Annotated in this window: 16 protein-coding genes; 10 read left to right on the top strand and 6 right to left on the bottom strand. The window is 31.1% G+C overall.

What is annotated here, in order from left to right:
• Positions 1–783 precede the first annotated feature (783 nt).
• From H6578_07800 to gyrA, 5 genes are all read right to left on the bottom strand, one after another.
• Entirely contained in the window at positions 784–1,005 is a 222-nt protein-coding gene (locus tag H6578_07800) for a hypothetical protein (GenBank protein ID MCB9227052.1), read from the bottom strand.
• Positions 1,006–2,567: 1,562 nt separating this feature from the next.
• The gene (locus H6578_07795; GenBank protein MCB9227051.1) at positions 2,568–2,726 is read right to left on the bottom strand and encodes a hypothetical protein; all 159 of its coding nucleotides are present in this window, start codon (positions 2,724–2,726) and stop codon (positions 2,568–2,570) included.
• 298 nt (positions 2,727–3,024) lie between these two features.
• Positions 3,025–3,234 carry a hypothetical protein gene (locus tag H6578_07790; protein MCB9227050.1) on the bottom strand — a complete coding sequence of 70 codons (210 nt, stop codon included), beginning with the start codon at positions 3,232–3,234 and terminating at the stop codon, positions 3,025–3,027.
• Positions 3,235–3,727: 493 nt separating this feature from the next.
• Positions 3,728–4,870 carry a tetratricopeptide repeat protein gene (locus tag H6578_07785; protein MCB9227049.1) on the bottom strand — a complete coding sequence of 381 codons (1,143 nt, stop codon included), beginning with the start codon at positions 4,868–4,870 and terminating at the stop codon, positions 3,728–3,730.
• Between the two features lie 45 nt (positions 4,871–4,915).
• Entirely contained in the window at positions 4,916–7,480 is a 2,565-nt protein-coding gene (gene gyrA / locus H6578_07780; protein MCB9227048.1) for a DNA gyrase subunit A, read from the bottom strand.
• 246 nt (positions 7,481–7,726) lie between these two features.
• On the opposite strand from gyrA, the gene H6578_07775 reads away from it, so the two are divergent.
• The 4 genes from H6578_07775 (at position 7,727) to H6578_07760 (ending at position 11,248) form a co-directional block, all read left to right on the top strand.
• A complete protein-coding gene (locus tag H6578_07775; GenBank protein MCB9227047.1) occupies positions 7,727–8,437 on the top strand; it encodes a MotA/TolQ/ExbB proton channel family protein in 711 nt (236 codons plus the stop codon).
• An 85-nt stretch (positions 8,438–8,522) separates the two neighbouring features.
• Positions 8,523–8,915: a biopolymer transporter ExbD gene (locus tag H6578_07770; GenBank protein ID MCB9227046.1), complete on the top strand. Its 393-nt coding sequence runs from the start codon at positions 8,523–8,525 to the stop codon at positions 8,913–8,915.
• A gap of 122 nt (positions 8,916–9,037) precedes the next feature.
• Positions 9,038–9,856, top strand: a complete 819-nt coding sequence (locus tag H6578_07765; protein ID MCB9227045.1) for a hypothetical protein — start codon at positions 9,038–9,040, stop codon at positions 9,854–9,856.
• Between the two features lie 111 nt (positions 9,857–9,967).
• A complete protein-coding gene (locus tag H6578_07760; GenBank protein ID MCB9227044.1) occupies positions 9,968–11,248 on the top strand; it encodes a bifunctional folylpolyglutamate synthase/dihydrofolate synthase in 1,281 nt (426 codons plus the stop codon).
• 202 nt (positions 11,249–11,450) lie between these two features.
• Here the strand turns inward: H6578_07760 and H6578_07755 are convergent, their stop codons facing one another.
• Positions 11,451–12,896, bottom strand: coding sequence for a membrane dipeptidase (locus H6578_07755; GenBank protein MCB9227043.1), 1,446 nt, complete (start codon positions 12,894–12,896; stop codon positions 11,451–11,453).
• A gap of 247 nt (positions 12,897–13,143) precedes the next feature.
• On the opposite strand from H6578_07755, the gene H6578_07750 reads away from it, so the two are divergent.
• The 6 genes from H6578_07750 to H6578_07725 all read left to right on the top strand — a co-directional run bounded on the left by H6578_07750 (position 13,144) and on the right by H6578_07725 (position 17,189).
• Positions 13,144–13,827, top strand: coding sequence for a metal-dependent hydrolase (locus H6578_07750; protein MCB9227042.1), 684 nt, complete (start codon positions 13,144–13,146; stop codon positions 13,825–13,827).
• Position 13,828: 1 nt separating this feature from the next.
• Positions 13,829–14,644: a ParA family protein gene (locus H6578_07745; GenBank protein MCB9227041.1), complete on the top strand. Its 816-nt coding sequence runs from the start codon at positions 13,829–13,831 to the stop codon at positions 14,642–14,644.
• Positions 14,637–15,539: a ParB/RepB/Spo0J family partition protein gene (locus tag H6578_07740; GenBank protein ID MCB9227040.1), complete on the top strand. Its 903-nt coding sequence runs from the start codon at positions 14,637–14,639 to the stop codon at positions 15,537–15,539. Before H6578_07745 ends, H6578_07740 begins: the two co-directional genes overlap by 8 nt.
• Positions 15,540–15,552: 13 nt before the next feature.
• A complete protein-coding gene (locus H6578_07735) occupies positions 15,553–16,176 on the top strand; it encodes a hypothetical protein (GenBank protein MCB9227039.1) in 624 nt (207 codons plus the stop codon).
• Positions 16,177–16,308: 132 nt separating this feature from the next.
• Positions 16,309–16,614: a hypothetical protein gene (locus H6578_07730; GenBank protein MCB9227038.1), complete on the top strand. Its 306-nt coding sequence runs from the start codon at positions 16,309–16,311 to the stop codon at positions 16,612–16,614.
• A gap of 98 nt (positions 16,615–16,712) precedes the next feature.
• Positions 16,713–17,189, top strand: coding sequence for a hypothetical protein (locus tag H6578_07725; GenBank protein ID MCB9227037.1), 477 nt, complete (start codon positions 16,713–16,715; stop codon positions 17,187–17,189).
• Positions 17,190–17,255 lie beyond the last annotated feature (66 nt).

The following is a 17,255-nucleotide window of genomic DNA, read 5'->3' as shown; positions in this document are numbered from 1 at the left end:
ATTCTTCTAATATAATTATACTTTTGCCAGATAAATCTGTTAATGTGCCATTTTCAAATATTTTATTTCTTTTGTTCTTTTTCATGTATTGAATCCTATTCTTTCATTATATGTTTTTAATAATTACTGCTTCTTTATTTAGACATCTCATTGTTGATTTTGAACTAATATTCGTTCTATAATTTCATTGCTTTAACAATATTTTTCATCATAAATTCTTTATAATAATACCTTAGTTTTTAAACTTGATTTCATATTGTTGCTTTTTTGTTCTTTAGACTTTTTTAACTCTAATTTATATGTTTTCGGTTTATTTAAATATCTTTTGGTTTTGCTAAATTAATTTTCTAAATTCATTTTTGGTATCTTTAGTAAAATTATTATGGTGATTAAAATATTTCTTATTTTACCTTTTACTGAATAGATTGTTTTTATTTTTTTTATTTCATCTTCAGTATCTCCATTCAATGTATTCAAATAACAATATGTTCCCTTGTGTAGCTGCCAGTATTAAAGCATCTAATGCATGATGTCGTGGTCTATTCGTTTTGGTGTTTGAATTTTCATTTTCTTTCCTTAAACTGAGAAGTTGGATTTACCATGATTGTCAGTTTCTTTAACAATATAGATATTGGTGATTTTGTCATCATCAAGGGTTTAAAATTTCTTTCACACGCTATTTAAACCCCAATCTAATTTTTTTTAATTCAGGTAATACTGTAAATAGAATTCCATTTTTTTGCCACAAATGTTTCTATAATGTAACGTATCTTAATTGTCTTTCTATAAATCTTCAGGATCAGAGCTAACAAATTTTTCATTTTGCTTTTTGACGTTTAAAAGTTTCTTTCCAATCTCATATTCTTGATAGGTAAAAATGTTACTTTCTTTTCCCATGCTCAATCTTTGCTGTTTACTAACCAAGTTTATGTTATTAATTGTTGCCTTTATTTTATTTCTTACGCCATTAAAAACTAAATTACTAAAATTATCGTTTATTTGCACAGGGAATACATGCTCAAAATATTGTTAATATCAAAAAGTCTGCTCAATATTATTTTTCCTGTATATAGACAGCATTTCTTGCATAATTGTATTTTTATCTTATTTTTTCCCATTCGATTAGATTGTTATTCTTATCCATATTCTAAATTTTTTAATATCGTAACTTTCTGTTTGGATTTACTTCAAAATTTGATTTTTCAATTTTTGTTTTCCATTTCAAATTTATCTTTAATTCATCAGTTTGTTTGGCTGTCATCAATATCTAGTCAAAGCTCATTATTAATTAGCAAATTAATGATTTAATCCTTTCTTTTCTCTAAGTTATGTTTCATCAGCTATCTTTTTCATTGTTCACTGTTATTTTTTTTAGTTTCTTCCATTTCAATATGGTTCTTCTATTTCGCCATATTAATTTCCAAACATCTGTAACATCGTTTTTTATTGTCTCATAGGGTTTTTAAGCTGTTTTAGGTACTTTTGAATGTATTTGCCACTTCTTTTTAATATTGTCTAATCTTTGTTCTATTCTTTTCTGAATGTTTTTATCATAAACCAAATATCTGCTTAAGTATTTAATTTGGTCAAATCTTTTACAATAAAACTTTTAGTTGTTTTTTAGAATGTCATTGATACTTCTGCTTTAATGTTTGTTTATATAATCAACATTAATTTTTCCCATGTTTACCCTGTTCTATAGTTGTTTCAATATTTAACAGCACAATATTGGTAGTATTTTTTACTCCAATAAGATTCTTTTTCGTCTGAAAGTACACAAAATCTAAAAGTTTTGTTTGTTTTTTTAGATTGAAGCCGTTGTAATTCTTTTTAGTTTTCTTCATCTATGTGATTAATATAATATTATTATTTTATCTTTATCATTTGATCAATCGTTTTTAAAAATTGTAAGTTAAAGTTTCATTTCCTTTTAGAGTGTCTCTTTAAAAATCATTCTATTCTATAAATATACTATCTTTTTTCAAATTATTATTCATTTTCAGGTTTATTTTCCTCAATTAGGTTTAATATTCCTTTTCTCAAATAGAAGATTTTGAAAATAGTCAAATTTCTTTTACCAATTCATCTATAAAGAGGGAGAGTAACATCTATCAAATTTTGGTTCCTTCTACTATTTGTTCTCGTTTTAACCTTTAATGTTCTTTATCTTGCAAATTCCAAATTCTTGAAATAGGGATAGGTTTTAGGATACATTTTAAACCTAGTTTTTTAATTTCTCTTAACCGTTTTTTCATAACATCCTAAGAATTTCTTTTTTAATCAACTTGGTAGTCAAATACACTTCTAATTATGAAGTAAACATTGATTGAAATTGAACTTCATCCTATCTTTTTGAGTTATAAAGAATTTCTGCCATTTGTTAAATAATTTATCTGAATTTATTTTTTAAGTTCAGATTGAAGCTCATTAGTTTTTTACAAATAAATCAATCTTTCTTTTTTTGATAAGGTATTCTAAACTGGAAATTGTGCTTAAATTTCGGTTTCTATTTTTTTATTTGTTCATAGAAACATGCTCCTGTAGCATTTGTAAGCTTAATTTTTCATCTAGTGTACATTTGACCAATCACTTCCTTTATTTTGTGAACGCGTGGTTACTTTTATCAACTTTTGAGTTACTAAAAAATGTTTTACCAAACCATTGGTTATTTTATGTCTTTCTTCCATTTTCATTTTGTCTTCTGCCTTTATAATGTCATGAAACATTTTCTTTGCTTTTGTATTGATCAATTTTGTTGTAAATCGTGTTTCTATATCTCTAATTCCTGCTTTTTCTTTTTATAAATTCATCATAGGCAATACATTAGTGGTTTTTAAATCTTTTCTACTACTTTTAAATCCTCTTTAGTTTCATTATATTATACGACTACGCTGTAATTTTTCATTGAGTGCTTTTTTCTCAATACTTTACAATCCTAATCTTTAGCGTATTATATGCACTTTTCCTTTTATAACTGGTTTCTTTTGCAATAAAATTTTCCGAATATTTCAATAATTATTCGTCTTAATGGATAAGGACCATGCTCATAATCTGGTCAGCATTAGTAGTTATAGGATTTCCTTTTTCAAAGTCATTTTTTTCATCTGTACTTAAAGGAACAATTCTAACACCTATATTATTTATAGCTGATTGTTCATTTTCGTTTTCAGCTTCATGCACATAAGCCCAACCAATTGAAGTAGTTCCTAAATCTAAACCTAATATTTTTTTCATGTTCTAATTTTTATTTTATATTTGCATTACGATTTGACCAATTCACAATAAGGATTATTCCGTTGTGAAAACATTTAAAGCGGCCTTCACGGGTCGCTTTCGTTTTTTCAGAGCTTTAAGTTATATTTTATATTTTCTCAATCCAAATATTTTACATTGTATTTTACTTTTATAGATTGTTTTAACATTTAATTTCTAAATTTCAAGAGATACAAGTTGTATCGTTGAAGTATAATTTTTTTTTACTTTCGGTTCCATTATTAACTTATATTTTTATTCAAATAATATAGCTTATTTAATTGATTATTAGTTATTTAATAGCATACAGCTATTATTTCATTTATTTACCCTATAATTTATATTATGTTAAGTAGAGTTTTTTAAAACAAAAAAGGAATGCATATTTCTACACACTCCTTTTCTATGTTTGTTTGTTATTTTTGCTTTAACAATGGCTTTTAAGCCACTGGAAAAAACCGCACACAAAGAAAAACTATTTCGTTTCTAAAGCTGAGTTTATTTTAAATAATGCTCTTTTGCTGGCATCATCATCCGGAGCAATTTCTAAAACTTTTTCAAAGTAAGGTTTCGCTTTTAAATACATTCCTTTGCGTTTCTCATTTAGCTCATTATATTCTTTCTCTTGCTTATAACTTAAAGCGTTCATTTGCTCTATATATTTGTTGGCACCTAAAAAATACATAGCTCCGGCATTGTACAATGCTTTATCGTTTTTAGGGTTAATTTTTATAGCTTTTTCATACTGCACTATCGCATTGTCCATGTCGCCACTTTTATCGTAAGCATTTCCTTTTATAAAATACAACATATCATTGTCTGGTTGCAACTCTATAGCTTTATCAATTTTTCCAATTGCTTGATCTAATTTTCCGTCAGTTATAAAAATATTTAATTGGTCTATAACTACATCAGCGTTTTCAGGATACTTTTTAGCTGCCGCATCTAAAGTTTCCATAGCCTTTTCTTTATTACCTTCTTTGGTATATAAACTGGCTAAAAATCTGTAGGTATTTACATCATCATTTACTTCTAATACTTCTGTGTAAGCTATTATGGCTTTTTTAGTCATACCTCCTGCTTCTGCCGCAGATGCAATGTTTAACATTACTTTTTCTGTAGGTACTACAGGCTCTACATTATTATCTTTCAGTGTTTTATTTAAGCTTTTCATAGCAGAAAAATCATTGTAAGCTTGCTCATAATCTTGATTTTGATAAGCATCTACTCCTCTATTAAAAACATCTGCACTTATTGCTTTAACATAGTTTACAGCTTCTTTTCTGTCTTTAAATTTTTTATCGTCAATACTTAATGCTTTTTCAAAACCTTTTTGAGCTTCTTCTAAATAGGTATTACTTGTTTTGTTTAATAAAGAATCTTTACTCATCATATAATAAACCATGCCTTTGTAATACCATGTTTTTCCTTGCAAAGATGTTGTTTCATTTTCCGCAGCCGCATCTATGGCTTCTTTTGCCGAAACTAAATCTTTTCCATCTTTATACGTTTGATAATCAGCTAAATAATTGTAAGCTGCCATCACTTTACTGGCTTGGGCATACGTAGCCGTATAAGCAATGCCCAATAACCCGATTATTAAAATTGTTTTTTTCATTTTTTTATTTTGTTTTAAGATTATTATTCAAATTACTTGCCAAAATTATTCTTCTCCGCTTTCTGAAGCATTTTCGTCTGCTCCTTCTTCGTCTTGATTTTCAATATTTTCGCTTTCTTCTCGCTCTGTTTTTCCGTCTTTTATAACGCTAACAGCAGCTATACTATCTGAACCTTTTAATGAAATTAGCTTAACTCCTTGTGTAGCTCTTCCCATTGTTCTTACACTATCTAATTCTAAACGTATAGCTATTCCGGATTTGTTGATAATCATTAAATCGTCATTATCAGTTACTTCTCTAATGGCAATTAAATTTCCTGTTTTATCCGTAATATTCATGGTTTTTACACCTTTACCACCACGTTTGGTAATACGGTAAACGGCTTCCCACTCCCCTGTTGTTTCATCTTTTTCGTCAAGTAGTGTTCGTTTTCCATAGCCATTTTCAGAAACCACTAATACAGTAGATTCTTTATCGTCTTTAGCTACGCTAATCATACCAATAACAGCATCGTCTGCCCCGTTAAGTTTTACACCTCTTACGCCTGTGGCTGTTCTTCCCATAGCACGCACGTCTGTTTCGTCAAAACGAACGGCTCTACCCTTTTTAGTAGCTAAAACTACTTCACTATCGCCAGTAGTTAATACTACACGCACTAAAGCATCGCCTTCTTTTATGTTAATAGCATTTACACCGTTGCTTCTTACTCTTGAGTAATCTCTAACAGATGTTTTCTTAACCGTTCCTTCTTTTGTACCGAATAATAAATAATGAGAATCTAAAAATTCATCATCATTTAAGTCTTCTATTGGTATGAAAGCCAATATTTTATCATCAGAAGGAATATTTATTAAGTTTTGTATAGCTCTACCTTTAGATGTTTTACTTCCTTCCGGTATTTCATATACATTCATCCAGTAGCATCTACCCTGCTCGGTAAACAATAATAAATAATTATGAGCCGTAGCCATAAGCATGTGCTCTATAAAATCTTCATCTCTGGTGGTACTTCCTTTTGAGCCTTTTCCGCCTCTATTTTGGGTTTTATATTCTGCCAAAGGCGTTCTTTTCATATAGCCTAAATGAGAAATGGTAACAACTACTGCTTCGTCCGGAATTAAGTCTTTAATATCTATATCTCCGGCAGCAAATTCTATATCTGTTCTACGCTCATCGCCATATTTTTCTTTTACTTCTATCAGTTCAGCTTTAATAATGTCAAAACGCATTTCCTCGCTGGCTAATATTTCTTTTAAATGAGCTATTGTTTTCATTAATTCGTCATATTCGCTACGTAGTTTATCTTGCTCTAAGCCTGTTAACTGACCTAAACGCATTTCTACTATGGCACGAGCTTGAATTTCGCTTAAATCAAAGCGTTTCATTAAGTTTTCTCGTGCAGCTTCTCTGCTTTCCGATGCTCTAATTATTTTAATTACTTCATCTATATTATCCGATGCTATAATTAAACCTTCTAAAATATGAGCTCTTTCTTCTGCCTTTTTAAGTTCGTATTGTGTTCTTCTTGTTACAACATCATGTCTAAACTCAATAAAATACTTAATTAATTCTTTAAGGTTTAATAACTTAGGTCTGCCTTCTACTAAAGCTATATTGTTTACACCAAAAGATGTTTGTAGCTGCGTATGTTTAAACAACATATTCAACACTATATTAGGTATAGCATCCCGTTTTAAATCAACTACTATACGCATTCCATCTCTATCCGATTCGTCATTTACATCGGCAATACCGTCTATTTTGCCTTCGTTTACTAAATCAGATATTTTTTGAATTAAGGTAGCTTTATTTACTAAGTATGGAATTTCGTTAATAATAATTTTATCTCTACTATTATCGTGTGTTTCTATAGTAGCTTTTCCTCTTACTACTATTTTTCCTCTTCCTGTTTCAAATGCTTCTTTAACGCCATCATAGCCATAAATAACTCCTCCCGTAGGGAAATCCGGAGCTTTTACATATTGCAGCAATTCTTCTATGGTAATATCGTTATTGGCAATATAAGCTATCATCCCATCCACTACTTCGCTTAGGTTGTGTGGCAAAATGTTTGTAGCCATACCTACGGCTATCCCCGATGCTCCATTTACTAATAATTGTGGAATACGAGAAGGTAAAACGGTAGGTTCTTGAAGTGAATCGTCAAAGTTCAGTTGAAAATCTACAGTTTCTTTTTCTATATCCGATAACAATTCCTCTGTTATCTTTTTCATACGGGCTTCTGTATAACGCATGGCAGCCGGTGGGTCGCCATCTACAGAACCAAAGTTTCCTTGTCCGTCAACTAAAGGATAACGCAAACTCCAATCTTGAGCCATACGCACCATAGTGTCATAAACAGAGCTATCTCCGTGTGGGTGATATTTACCCAACACCTCTCCCACTATTCTGGCAGATTTTTTATAGGCTTTATTAGGTGCTAAACCTAAGTCATTCATTCCATAAAGCACTCTACGGTGCACCGGTTTCATACCGTCTCTTACGTCTGGTATTGCCCTTGAAACTATTACCGACATTGAATAATCAATGTAGGCACTTTTCATTTCATCTTCAATGTTAATAGGAATTATCTTTCCGTTTTTCTCCATAAATGTTATTTATTTTACAAGACAGCAAAAATACGGAATAAAGCTACTAAACAAGAATAGCTTTACTTTATTTATCAACATTTGAGCATTTAATTAACATATAAATGAGCTAAATATAGTTTTCTCTATTTCTGATTTATTAATTTGTATTAATTATTAGACATAGTGAAAAAGTAATGGCAATAAATAGCTTTTTAAAGGAGTTATATAACTATTACATTTGTTTCCAATTAAAATTTTGAATTTATGAATGCAATATTTTTGCAAATAACATCAACTGCCACAGATACAGTAGCTACCACTACAGTAGCTACCACTACAGAAGTTACCACTTCTTCTTTATTTTCTATGCTGGGGCAAATAGGCTTCTTCGGTTTGTTTATAATGGCTTTAATTTTTGTTTTGTCTGTTATAACTGTTTATATAACTATAGAAAGATATACCGCCATAAAAAAGGCAGGTAATATAGACGAAAACTTTATGAACAGAGTTAAAGACTTTGTGGCGAATGGCAATATAGCCGGGGCAAAAGATTGGTGCGAAAAAGAGGACTCTCCTATTGCTCACATGATAGGCAAAGGTGTTTCTCGTATAGGAAAATCGGTAAAAGATATACAAGCAACTATTGAAAATCAAGGGAATTTGGAAGTTACAAGACTTGAAAAGGGCATGAATGTGCTGGCAACTATAAGTGGAGCGGCTCCAATGTTGGGTTTCTTAGGAACAGTAACGGGTATGATAACCACTTTTAAAGATTTGGCAGAAGGAAATACAGGTGCGGGAGAATTAGCTGGTGGTTTATACGAAGCTATGTTTACCACAGCTTTTGGGTTGGCAGCAGGTATTATTAGTTATGTAGCGTACAATTTATTAACTTCTATGGTAGATAAAGTAATATTTAAAATGGAAGCCAATAGTACAGAGTTTATTGATATGTTGCAAGAACCGTCTAAGTGAGATATAAGTTAAGACGTAAGACATAAGACGTGATAAGTATATAATAAACTAAAGACCATTGACTAATGACAAATGACCAAGAAAAATGAAACTAAAAAAAAGAAATAAAGTAAATGCTGCGTTTAGTATGGCATCTTTAACGGATATAATCTTTCTGTTGTTAATTTTCTTTGTAATTAATTCAGAAATGCCCAATGCACTTAAACTAATTTTACCCAATGCAAAAGGAAAAACTCCTGCTAATAAATCTATAACAGTTTCTTTAAGCAATGATTTGATATACATGGTTAATAATAAAGTAGTTAGCTATGATGATTTGAAGTATTCATTAAACAATGAAATAGAAAAAAATCCAAGTGAAGAAACTACTGTAGTTTTAAAAATAGATAAAGATGTGGCTCTTGAAAAAGCAGTAGAAATATTAGATATAGGCAACCAACTAAAAGTGCCGATGATATTAGCTACAAAACCTAAATAAAAGAATGGAAAAGCAAAGAAATTATATCATTAAATATCGTCATTGCCGCGAAGGCGGTAATCTCATTGCCAAAAATTCTTAAACTTTATGGAATTTAATATGATATTGCACCTATAAAAATAATGAACGCTACGTTAGAAAATAGACAAGGAAAAAAAATAGCCCAAATAAGTACCGCTGCTTATGTTGTTTTGTGTGCTTTATTTTTGTTTACATTAAAATGTGAGCAAAACGAAGAAAGTAGCAATATGGGTATTATGGTTAATTTAGGAACTACAGATGCCGGCATGAATGAAGATAACATTCCTACTGCCGAAAACACCATAGAACCACAAGAAACCAACCCGGAGCCGGTACAAGAAAGTCAACAAGCTGAAGCAGAAATAGAAAGTGTTACGCAAGAGATAGAAGACGTGGCAGTTACAGCGGCTACAAAACCTAACACAAATAGTACAAATAATAATGAACAAAGCACAGAAAATACTAAACCGGAGCCACAGCCCGACCCTAAACCTGCGGTAAACGAAAATGCTTTGTTTAGCGGAAACAATAATGCCAACCAAGGCACAGGAAACACCAGTGGCGACCAAGGAAACCCTGATGGCAATTTAGAAAGTGATATTTATGGAGATATAGCAGGAAATGGATTAGGAAGCGGTGGAAAAGGCTGGGGATTAAAAGGAAGAGGTTTGGTTTCTAAGCCATCTCCTACTAATCCAACCAATGAATATGGAAATGTAACTATAAAAATTACCGTAGATAAGCACGGAACAGTTACTAATGCCGAGTTTACAAGTTTTAACAGCACTACCACCAACCGAGATTTAGTTGCCCTTGCCATAAAAGAAGCTTATAAAGTAAAGTTTAATAATGTAGTTTCTGATAATAAAGCCAGAGATAAACAAATAGGCTATGTAGTGTTTAAGTTTCAAGCTAATTAATGAAATAGTATTGTTTATAGTTGTCTTTACTAGTGAGAAACGAGCGGAGTAAACTAATCAGTTTGCTTCATTTCACTTTGTTACATTCGCAAAGACGAATCAATAATAAAAATGAAAAACTACCCGGAAACCTTAGATTATATTTTTAGCAAATTGCCCATGTTTCAGCGTGTGGGCGACAAAGCTTTTAAAAAAGACTTAACTAATATTATAGCTTTACTAAAAACATTAGATAATCCTCATAACTATTTTAAAACCATACATATAGCTGGAACTAATGGCAAAGGAAGCACTACGCATATCATAGCTTCTATATTGCAAGAAAGCGGTTTAAAAGTAGCTTGCTACACTTCTCCTCATTATATAGATTTTAGAGAAAGAATAAAAATAAACGGCATTTACATAAGTGAGCAGTTTGTAGTAGATTTTATAAATAAAATAGAACCTTTAATAGATGAAATAAAGCCATCGTTTTTTGAAATAACGGTTGCTATGGCATTTCAATATTTTAAAGAGCAAAAAGTGGATGTAGCCGTAGTAGAAACGGGCTTAGGTGGTCGCTTAGATTCTACCAATATTATCACTCCTCTCCTTTCCGTTATTACCAATATTTCTTTTGACCATACTAATATGTTGGGTAATACTTTGGCAGAAATAGCAAAGGAAAAAGCAGGAATAATAAAACCGAACATTCCTGTAGTAATAGGCGAATATCAAGAAGAAATAGAAAATGTGTTTAGAAACAAAGCTAAAGAATGTAATAGCCAATTATATTATGCTAAAGAGATTGTAGAACTATATAATTTTAATTCAAACTTTGAAGGAAGCACTTTTGAAACTTATTTTAATAAGCAAAAAATGGTTTATACAACAGATTTGTATGGCAATTATCAGAAGAAGAATATACAAACAGCTTTAGCATCAATATTTTTGCTTAAAAAGGATTTTAACATAACGCAAAACAATATAAAAGACGGCTTAAGGGAAGTTAGAAAAAATACCACTTTTATGGGCAGAAACACTATTTTAGCTACAGTTCCTAAAATATTGGCAGATAGTGCTCATAATAAAGCAGGCATAGAAAATTTATTGGAAACTATTAAGCAAATAAGCTATCAAAATTTACATGTAGTTTATGGCACAGTAGCAGACAAAGATATAAGTGCCGTATTGGAAAAACTACCTAAAAAAGCAAGCTATTATTTTTGTAAAGCCAATATTCCAAGAGGTTTAGATGCTATTGAATTAAAAAATAAAGCACAACAATTCAATCTTTTAGGCGAGAATTACAAAAGTGTTTTCCTAGCATTTAAGCAAGCCAAAGAAAACGCTGAAAAAGAGGATTTAATATTAATAACGGGTAGCATTTTTGTAGTAGCAGAGGTGCTGTAGATGTTATGAAATCTTATATTTCACATTCGTAGCTCTTTGCATTGGTCATTCGTAATTAAGATGGCATTTCCAAATTATCCAATTACCTAATTTTCAAATTAATCAACAAGCTTCTCCTCTCCTATACGTCTTTGCGAAAAATTATGACGAAGGAGTAATTTTGTGGCAATCTCAAGCAAGTAAAAAGATTGGTTTAAGATACTTACACAAAATACTTTTCCATAAAATTTAAAGAATTTTTAGAAAAAACCTTGTCTAAAAGCTCTTCCGGTTTATAGCCATGCCATAGCTTCTTTTTATATTTTTTTCTGTCTAAAAACTCATACAAATCGTTATAAAGATTAGGTAATTTAGTAGCATCATCATAAAAATCTACGTGATTTATAGCTCCGTCAAAATCGGTACCTAAGCAAAACATATCCCATGCCGATTTACTGCCCACAGCATCTACAGCATGAAAAAGATTATCCCAAAACAATTGCATATACATTTCTTTCTTTTCTTTATCATCTTTTGCTTTACCTACTTTGGTTTCAAAACCGCCACCGCCAAGCTTTCCTTTATCTATAATTATACCTATCAAACCATCTGAATCATGAATGATATTTAATTCTTCATCGCTTAAATTTATAGCCCAATTAAAGAAATAACTCTTTTTATTTTTCTTGTTGGTGTCTTTTCTGGCAAGCGAACCTGTCATGGTTTTAAACCCGTTTATACCTGTATGCGAACAAATAATAGGTATATTGTCTATTCTGCTAATGTAGTTGTGCGTACGCAACCATCTGTAATATTCACGTCTTGACTCTAAACTCATGTGTTTTGTGTCTATTAATATTCTCCTGCCGTTTTTATTGCTCAGCATTTCTTTCATTACTCTTAAACCCAGCCCTTCAAGACCTTTTTCTAAACCTCTATTTTGGTTTAATACAGAGCCTGTTACTCCGTACATTGTAGTGCCATGCCCACCTAAATAATTATAAAAATGATGCATTAAATTCATAAAAAATGGAGGATTTTCCCATTCTTTTACTTCTTGCACATGCTTACTCAATCTTTCTTTTAAGTCTTTTTTACCCATATTGGTGTTCCACATTTCGTGGTCAAAAAAAGCATGAGCTCCCTCACAAGTTACAACAACGGCAAGTTCATTATCTTTTTTTAATACTTCTTGAATTTCGCTGTAATTATTTACTACTTTGTAGCTATATTTTCCGCAAGGCGATTTTCCTTCATGCTTTTTTAAGTAAGCATATTCATCTTTAAATTCTTGATAATAGTCGGTATGGTTATCTAATTGTCTAACCTTTTCTACGCCCATACCTGATGCTATGGCTGTAACTTCATATATGGCATCATCTGTTGTAAACAATTTAGGAAGGTTTCTCATATTTAAAAAACCTCTTTCAAAAGGATATAAAGATACGCATACCACCCTCACATTAGCTTCTATAAGCTTGTAAAAATTGCACTGCGTATATTTTGCCAATGTTTTGGTAGCATTAGCAGAAAAACGCCCGGTTCGGGTATTGGGCAAAACATGGTTAAATGATTCCCACGGGTTCTTTTCCCCATCGTTTTTTGTCCAGTTAAAAGCTTTTAAAATTGGGTGAATGTGAATGTCGGTAATTAAAGGAAATTTGTTCATTGATTTTTATAAGTTAAGCTATGTAAATAATGAGCTTAAATATAAGACAAAAAATGTAACTATTTTGTTAAAATTAGTAAAAAAATAAGCTTTTCTTTTTTCTTTTTAAATTCTCCTTACTCTTTGTTGGGCAAAAGCACTTTGTTAATACAAAATAGTTTTAACTATTTTGCATTTTACAATAGTATTAAATACATTTCCGTTTCAAAATACTTATATTTGCCAGTTGAAACAATTATCTATTTTAATGAAATTAACTTATTACGGACATGCTTGTTTTAGTGCTGAAATAAATGGAAAACATATTGTTTTTGACCCTTTTATTACACCCAATGAGTTGGCTAAAAATATTGACATTAAAAACATTAAAGCTGATTATATTTTTATATCTCACGGGCACGAAGACCATGTGGCTGATGCTATAACTTTAGCTAAGCAAACAGGAGCAAAAATAGTTTCCAGCTTTGAAATAGTTACTTGGTTTAATACTAAAGGCATTGAAAATGCCCACCCTATGAATATTGGCGGTGCTTGGGATTTTGATTTTGGAAAAGTAAAAATGGTAAAAGCTGTTCATTCAAGTGTATTGCCCGATGGAACTTATGGAGCTAATCCCGCAGGGTTTGTATTTACCACCGCACAAGGTAATTTTTACTATGCCGGAGATACCGCTTTAACTTTAGATATGAAATTAATACCTATGACTTGCGAAAAACTGGATTTTTGCATACTACCAATAGGAGATAATTTTACTATGGGCGTAGATGATGCCGTTATAGCTGCAGATTTTGTAGATTGTGATATGGTAGTAGGTATGCATTTTGACACTTTTGGATTTATAAAAATAGACCACAAAAAAGCAATAAACACTTTTGAACGAAGTGGAAAAGATTTGATTTTATTTAACATTGGAGAAACAAGAGAGATATAATATGAATGGAAGAATTATAAGTTTTGCAAATCAAAAAGGTGGAGTGGGAAAAACTTCATCTGCAATAAACTTAGCTGCAAGTTTGGCAGTTTTAGAGTACAAAACACTGTTAGTAGATGCCGACCCACAGGCAAACTCTACTTCGGGGTGTGGTTTTGACCCAAACAATATTACTACAAGTATTTATGACTGCATGGTAGATGACAAAAAAGCTAAAGATGTAATTTTAACTACCGAAACACCATTTTTAGACTTACTACCTTCGCATTTAGATTTAGTTGGAGCTGAAATAGAACTAATAAACCACCCTAATAGAGAAAAAGTGCTAAAAGGTGCTTTGCAAGAATTAAGAAGTAGCTATGACTACATAATTATAGACTGTTCGCCATCTTTAGGATTGATAACCGTAAATGCTTTAGCCGCTTCAGATTCTGTAATTATCCCTGTTCAATGCGAGTATTTTGCACTTGAAGGATTGGGAAAGCTGCTAAATACCATTAAAATAGTACAAAACAGAATTAATACTGAATTAGAAATAGAAGGTATTTTGCTTACAATGTTTGACCAAAGATTGCGTTTATCTAATCAAGTACGCAATGAAGTAGAAAAACATTTTCAAGAATTGGTGTTTGAAACAGTTATAAACAGAAATACACGCATAGGCGAAGCTCCAAGTTTTGGCAAACCTATAATAATGTATGACGCAGAAAGCACAGGAGCAAAAGATTATATGGATTTGGCAAGAGAAATTTTGCAAAAAAATGATAAAACCAGTATTTCTGGTAATGATAAAACAATTGAATTAGAAGATGAGTAAAAACAAAAGTAAAGAAGCTTTAGGTAAAGGAATACGAGCTTTACTTAATAATATTGATGATGAAGCTACAAAACCTAAGGTAAAAGATACTGAAAACGACTATGAGCAAACGGGTACAGTAGTTAAAATTCCTTTAACACAAATAGAAGTAAATCCTTTTCAACCAAGGGTAGAGTTTAATGAGGAAGCTTTAAATGATTTATCGGAGTCTATAAAAATACATGGCGTTATACAGCCTATAACGGTTAGAAAAATAGGCACTAAAAAATTTCAGCTAATAGCAGGCGAAAGAAGATTGCGTGCTTCAAAATTGGCAGGTTTAGAAGAAGTTCCGGCTTATGTGCGTGTAGCTAACGACCAAGAAAGTTTAGAAATAGCATTAATAGAAAACATTCAGCGAGAGGACTTAAACGCCTTAGAAATAGCTTTAAATTACCAGCGTTTATTAGACGAATGTAGCTTAACTCACGAAGATTTATCTACCCGATTAGGTAAAAGTAGAACAGCAGTAACCAATTATTTGCGATTATTAAAACTACCGCCCGATATACAAAGTGCTTTAAAAAGCAAAACCATAAGCATGGGACACGCCAGAGCATTAGTAGGCATAGATGACCTATTAATGCAAACCGATATTTTTAAAACCGTAAAACAAAAAAATCTATCGGTACGCCAAACAGAAGCTTTAATAAAATCTGCAACAAGTGCTAAAAAAGCACCTATAGCTACGGCTCAAAAATTACCTTTTGCTTACCAAAAAATACAAGATAATATAGCAAGTGTGCTAAGTTCAAAGGTTAATATAAAACCTAAAAAAGACGGTAGTGGAGAAATAAGCATATATTTTCATGATGAAGATGATTTTCAGCGTTTAGTAGATTTATTAGAATCTTAAAAGACAAAAATTTTTGAGAACATTAAAAATCATATTAATTGTTTTATCTGCAATATTGATAAACTTTAGTTTTTCTCAAAACTTACCTGACGAAAACGAGCCTGATTTTACTAAACCTACAGCTCAAGACACATTAGAAACTGTGGTAAAAATAGACAAACGCCACTCTCCTACTAAAGCCGCTTTGCTATCGGCAGCTTTGCCCGGAGCAGGACAAATTTATAATAAAAAATACTGGAAACTCCCCATAGTATATGGTGGCTTAGCCGGCTTAGGAACATGGGTAGGCATAAATGCTAAAAATTTAAGAGGCTACACCAAAGCCTACAAACTTGAAGTAGATGGCGATCCCGACACCGTAGGCTCTTACAAAGGTTTTACGGGAGAAACACAGCTAAGCACCAAAAGAGATGCAGCTAAAAGAAGCTTAGATTTAAGTGCTATTATTCTCGGTGTTTTTTATGCTTTAAACGTAGTAGATGCCGCTGTAGATGCCCATTTATACGATTATAGCATTACAGAAGATTTAAGTGTAAGTATAAAACCCGATTTTAAAACTTATCAAGTTTTAAGTACCTCCACGCCTACTTTTGGTGTAAATTTCAGCTTAAATTTTAATAATAAAAAAGCATTTTAAGCCTTGTCTAAACTTTAACAATACACTATATAAAAGATATTGTTTTTTGATTTAACTTTGCGTTGTAAAATTGAATCCTTGCACAAAAAATCGGCAACATATTTAACGAGTATTATCTGTTTTATTTTGATAATGTTTACTTCATTAGTTTCACATCAAAATATAAAAGACTATTCGCATGATGAAGAAAGCAACTACTCAAATATAGAGCTATACAGTTTTAATTTCACAAACTCTGAATCGTTAAATTTTAGCTATAGCATACCCTCAGTTAGTAATGTTATAAATACTGTTCAAGCTTTTCAGTTTCATTATTTTGATATAGAATTAGGCAATTTAATTACTAATAAAATTGCCACACAACAAAAAGAAATAGTGCATTTTCCGCACAACTTTACAGCATTTAAAAAGCTGTTTCCTTTCCATTATTATTCATAATTAAGAGTTTAAGTAAGCACAAAACCCTAAAAATGTTTTAAATAGTATTCTTTATAAAAAGAATACACATTTTTATATTACTTAAATTTTAAAAAACAATGGATATATCAACAACAATAATGGGATTATTTTTAGCACTAATATGTATGTCGCCTTTTATAATAATTCCTATAAAAAAATCAAAAACTAATAAAAAGATGCAGTTAGCATTTACATCTTTAGCTCAAAAACATCAAATGAATGTAACGCAACAAGATTTTTGCAAGCATTTAATAATAGGTTTAGACGAAATAAAAAATTCAGTTTTGTTTTATGACGGCATTACTGCAAACGAAAAATTTATTGACTTAAACAATGTGAAAGAGTGTAAAGCAGTAAACAACAGCAGAAATGTAAAAGTAAACGGTTATAATGACAAAACAGTTGACAAATTAGAAATAGCTTTTAAGTCAAAATCTAATTCAGCTACAGACTCTTTTGAGCTGTATAATAGTCAGCGAGACTCAGAAATAAACGGTGAGCTACAGTTTATGGATAAATGGAGTAAAATATTGGGAAGTAGGCTCAATAATTAAATAGACCATTCTTTTTTTTGAAGCGAAATGCCTTGCATGTTATTATTGCAAGGCATTTTGTGTTTT

The organism is Chitinophagales bacterium (assembly GCA_020635995.1).
GTDB lineage: Bacteria > Bacteroidota > Bacteroidia > Chitinophagales > UBA8649 > JAFMKE01.
This window is presented reverse-complemented; position numbering and strand designations above follow the sequence as displayed.

Coding starts and splice junctions, on each gene's coding strand:
- H6578_07725 (MCB9227037.1), top strand. CDS start 16,713: ATGGATATATCAACAACAATAATGGGATTATTTTTAGCACTAATATGT.
- H6578_07750 (MCB9227042.1), top strand. CDS start 13,144: ATGAAATTAACTTATTACGGACATGCTTGTTTTAGTGCTGAAATAAAT.
- H6578_07755 (MCB9227043.1), bottom strand. CDS start 12,896: ATGAACAAATTTCCTTTAATTACCGACATTCACATTCACCCAATTTTA.
- H6578_07765 (MCB9227045.1), top strand. CDS start 9,038: ATGAACGCTACGTTAGAAAATAGACAAGGAAAAAAAATAGCCCAAATA.
- H6578_07795 (MCB9227051.1), bottom strand. CDS start 2,726: ATGTTTCATGACATTATAAAGGCAGAAGACAAAATGAAAATGGAAGAA.
- gyrA (MCB9227048.1), bottom strand. CDS start 7,480: ATGGAGAAAAACGGAAAGATAATTCCTATTAACATTGAAGATGAAATG.
- H6578_07785 (MCB9227049.1), bottom strand. CDS start 4,870: ATGAAAAAAACAATTTTAATAATCGGGTTATTGGGCATTGCTTATACG.
- H6578_07790 (MCB9227050.1), bottom strand. CDS start 3,234: ATGAAAAAAATATTAGGTTTAGATTTAGGAACTACTTCAATTGGTTGG.
- H6578_07745 (MCB9227041.1), top strand. CDS start 13,829: ATGAATGGAAGAATTATAAGTTTTGCAAATCAAAAAGGTGGAGTGGGA.
- H6578_07730 (MCB9227038.1), top strand. CDS start 16,309: ATGTTTACTTCATTAGTTTCACATCAAAATATAAAAGACTATTCGCAT.
- H6578_07760 (MCB9227044.1), top strand. CDS start 9,968: ATGAAAAACTACCCGGAAACCTTAGATTATATTTTTAGCAAATTGCCC.
- H6578_07775 (MCB9227047.1), top strand. CDS start 7,727: ATGAATGCAATATTTTTGCAAATAACATCAACTGCCACAGATACAGTA.
- H6578_07770 (MCB9227046.1), top strand. CDS start 8,523: ATGAAACTAAAAAAAAGAAATAAAGTAAATGCTGCGTTTAGTATGGCA.
- H6578_07740 (MCB9227040.1), top strand. CDS start 14,637: ATGAGTAAAAACAAAAGTAAAGAAGCTTTAGGTAAAGGAATACGAGCT.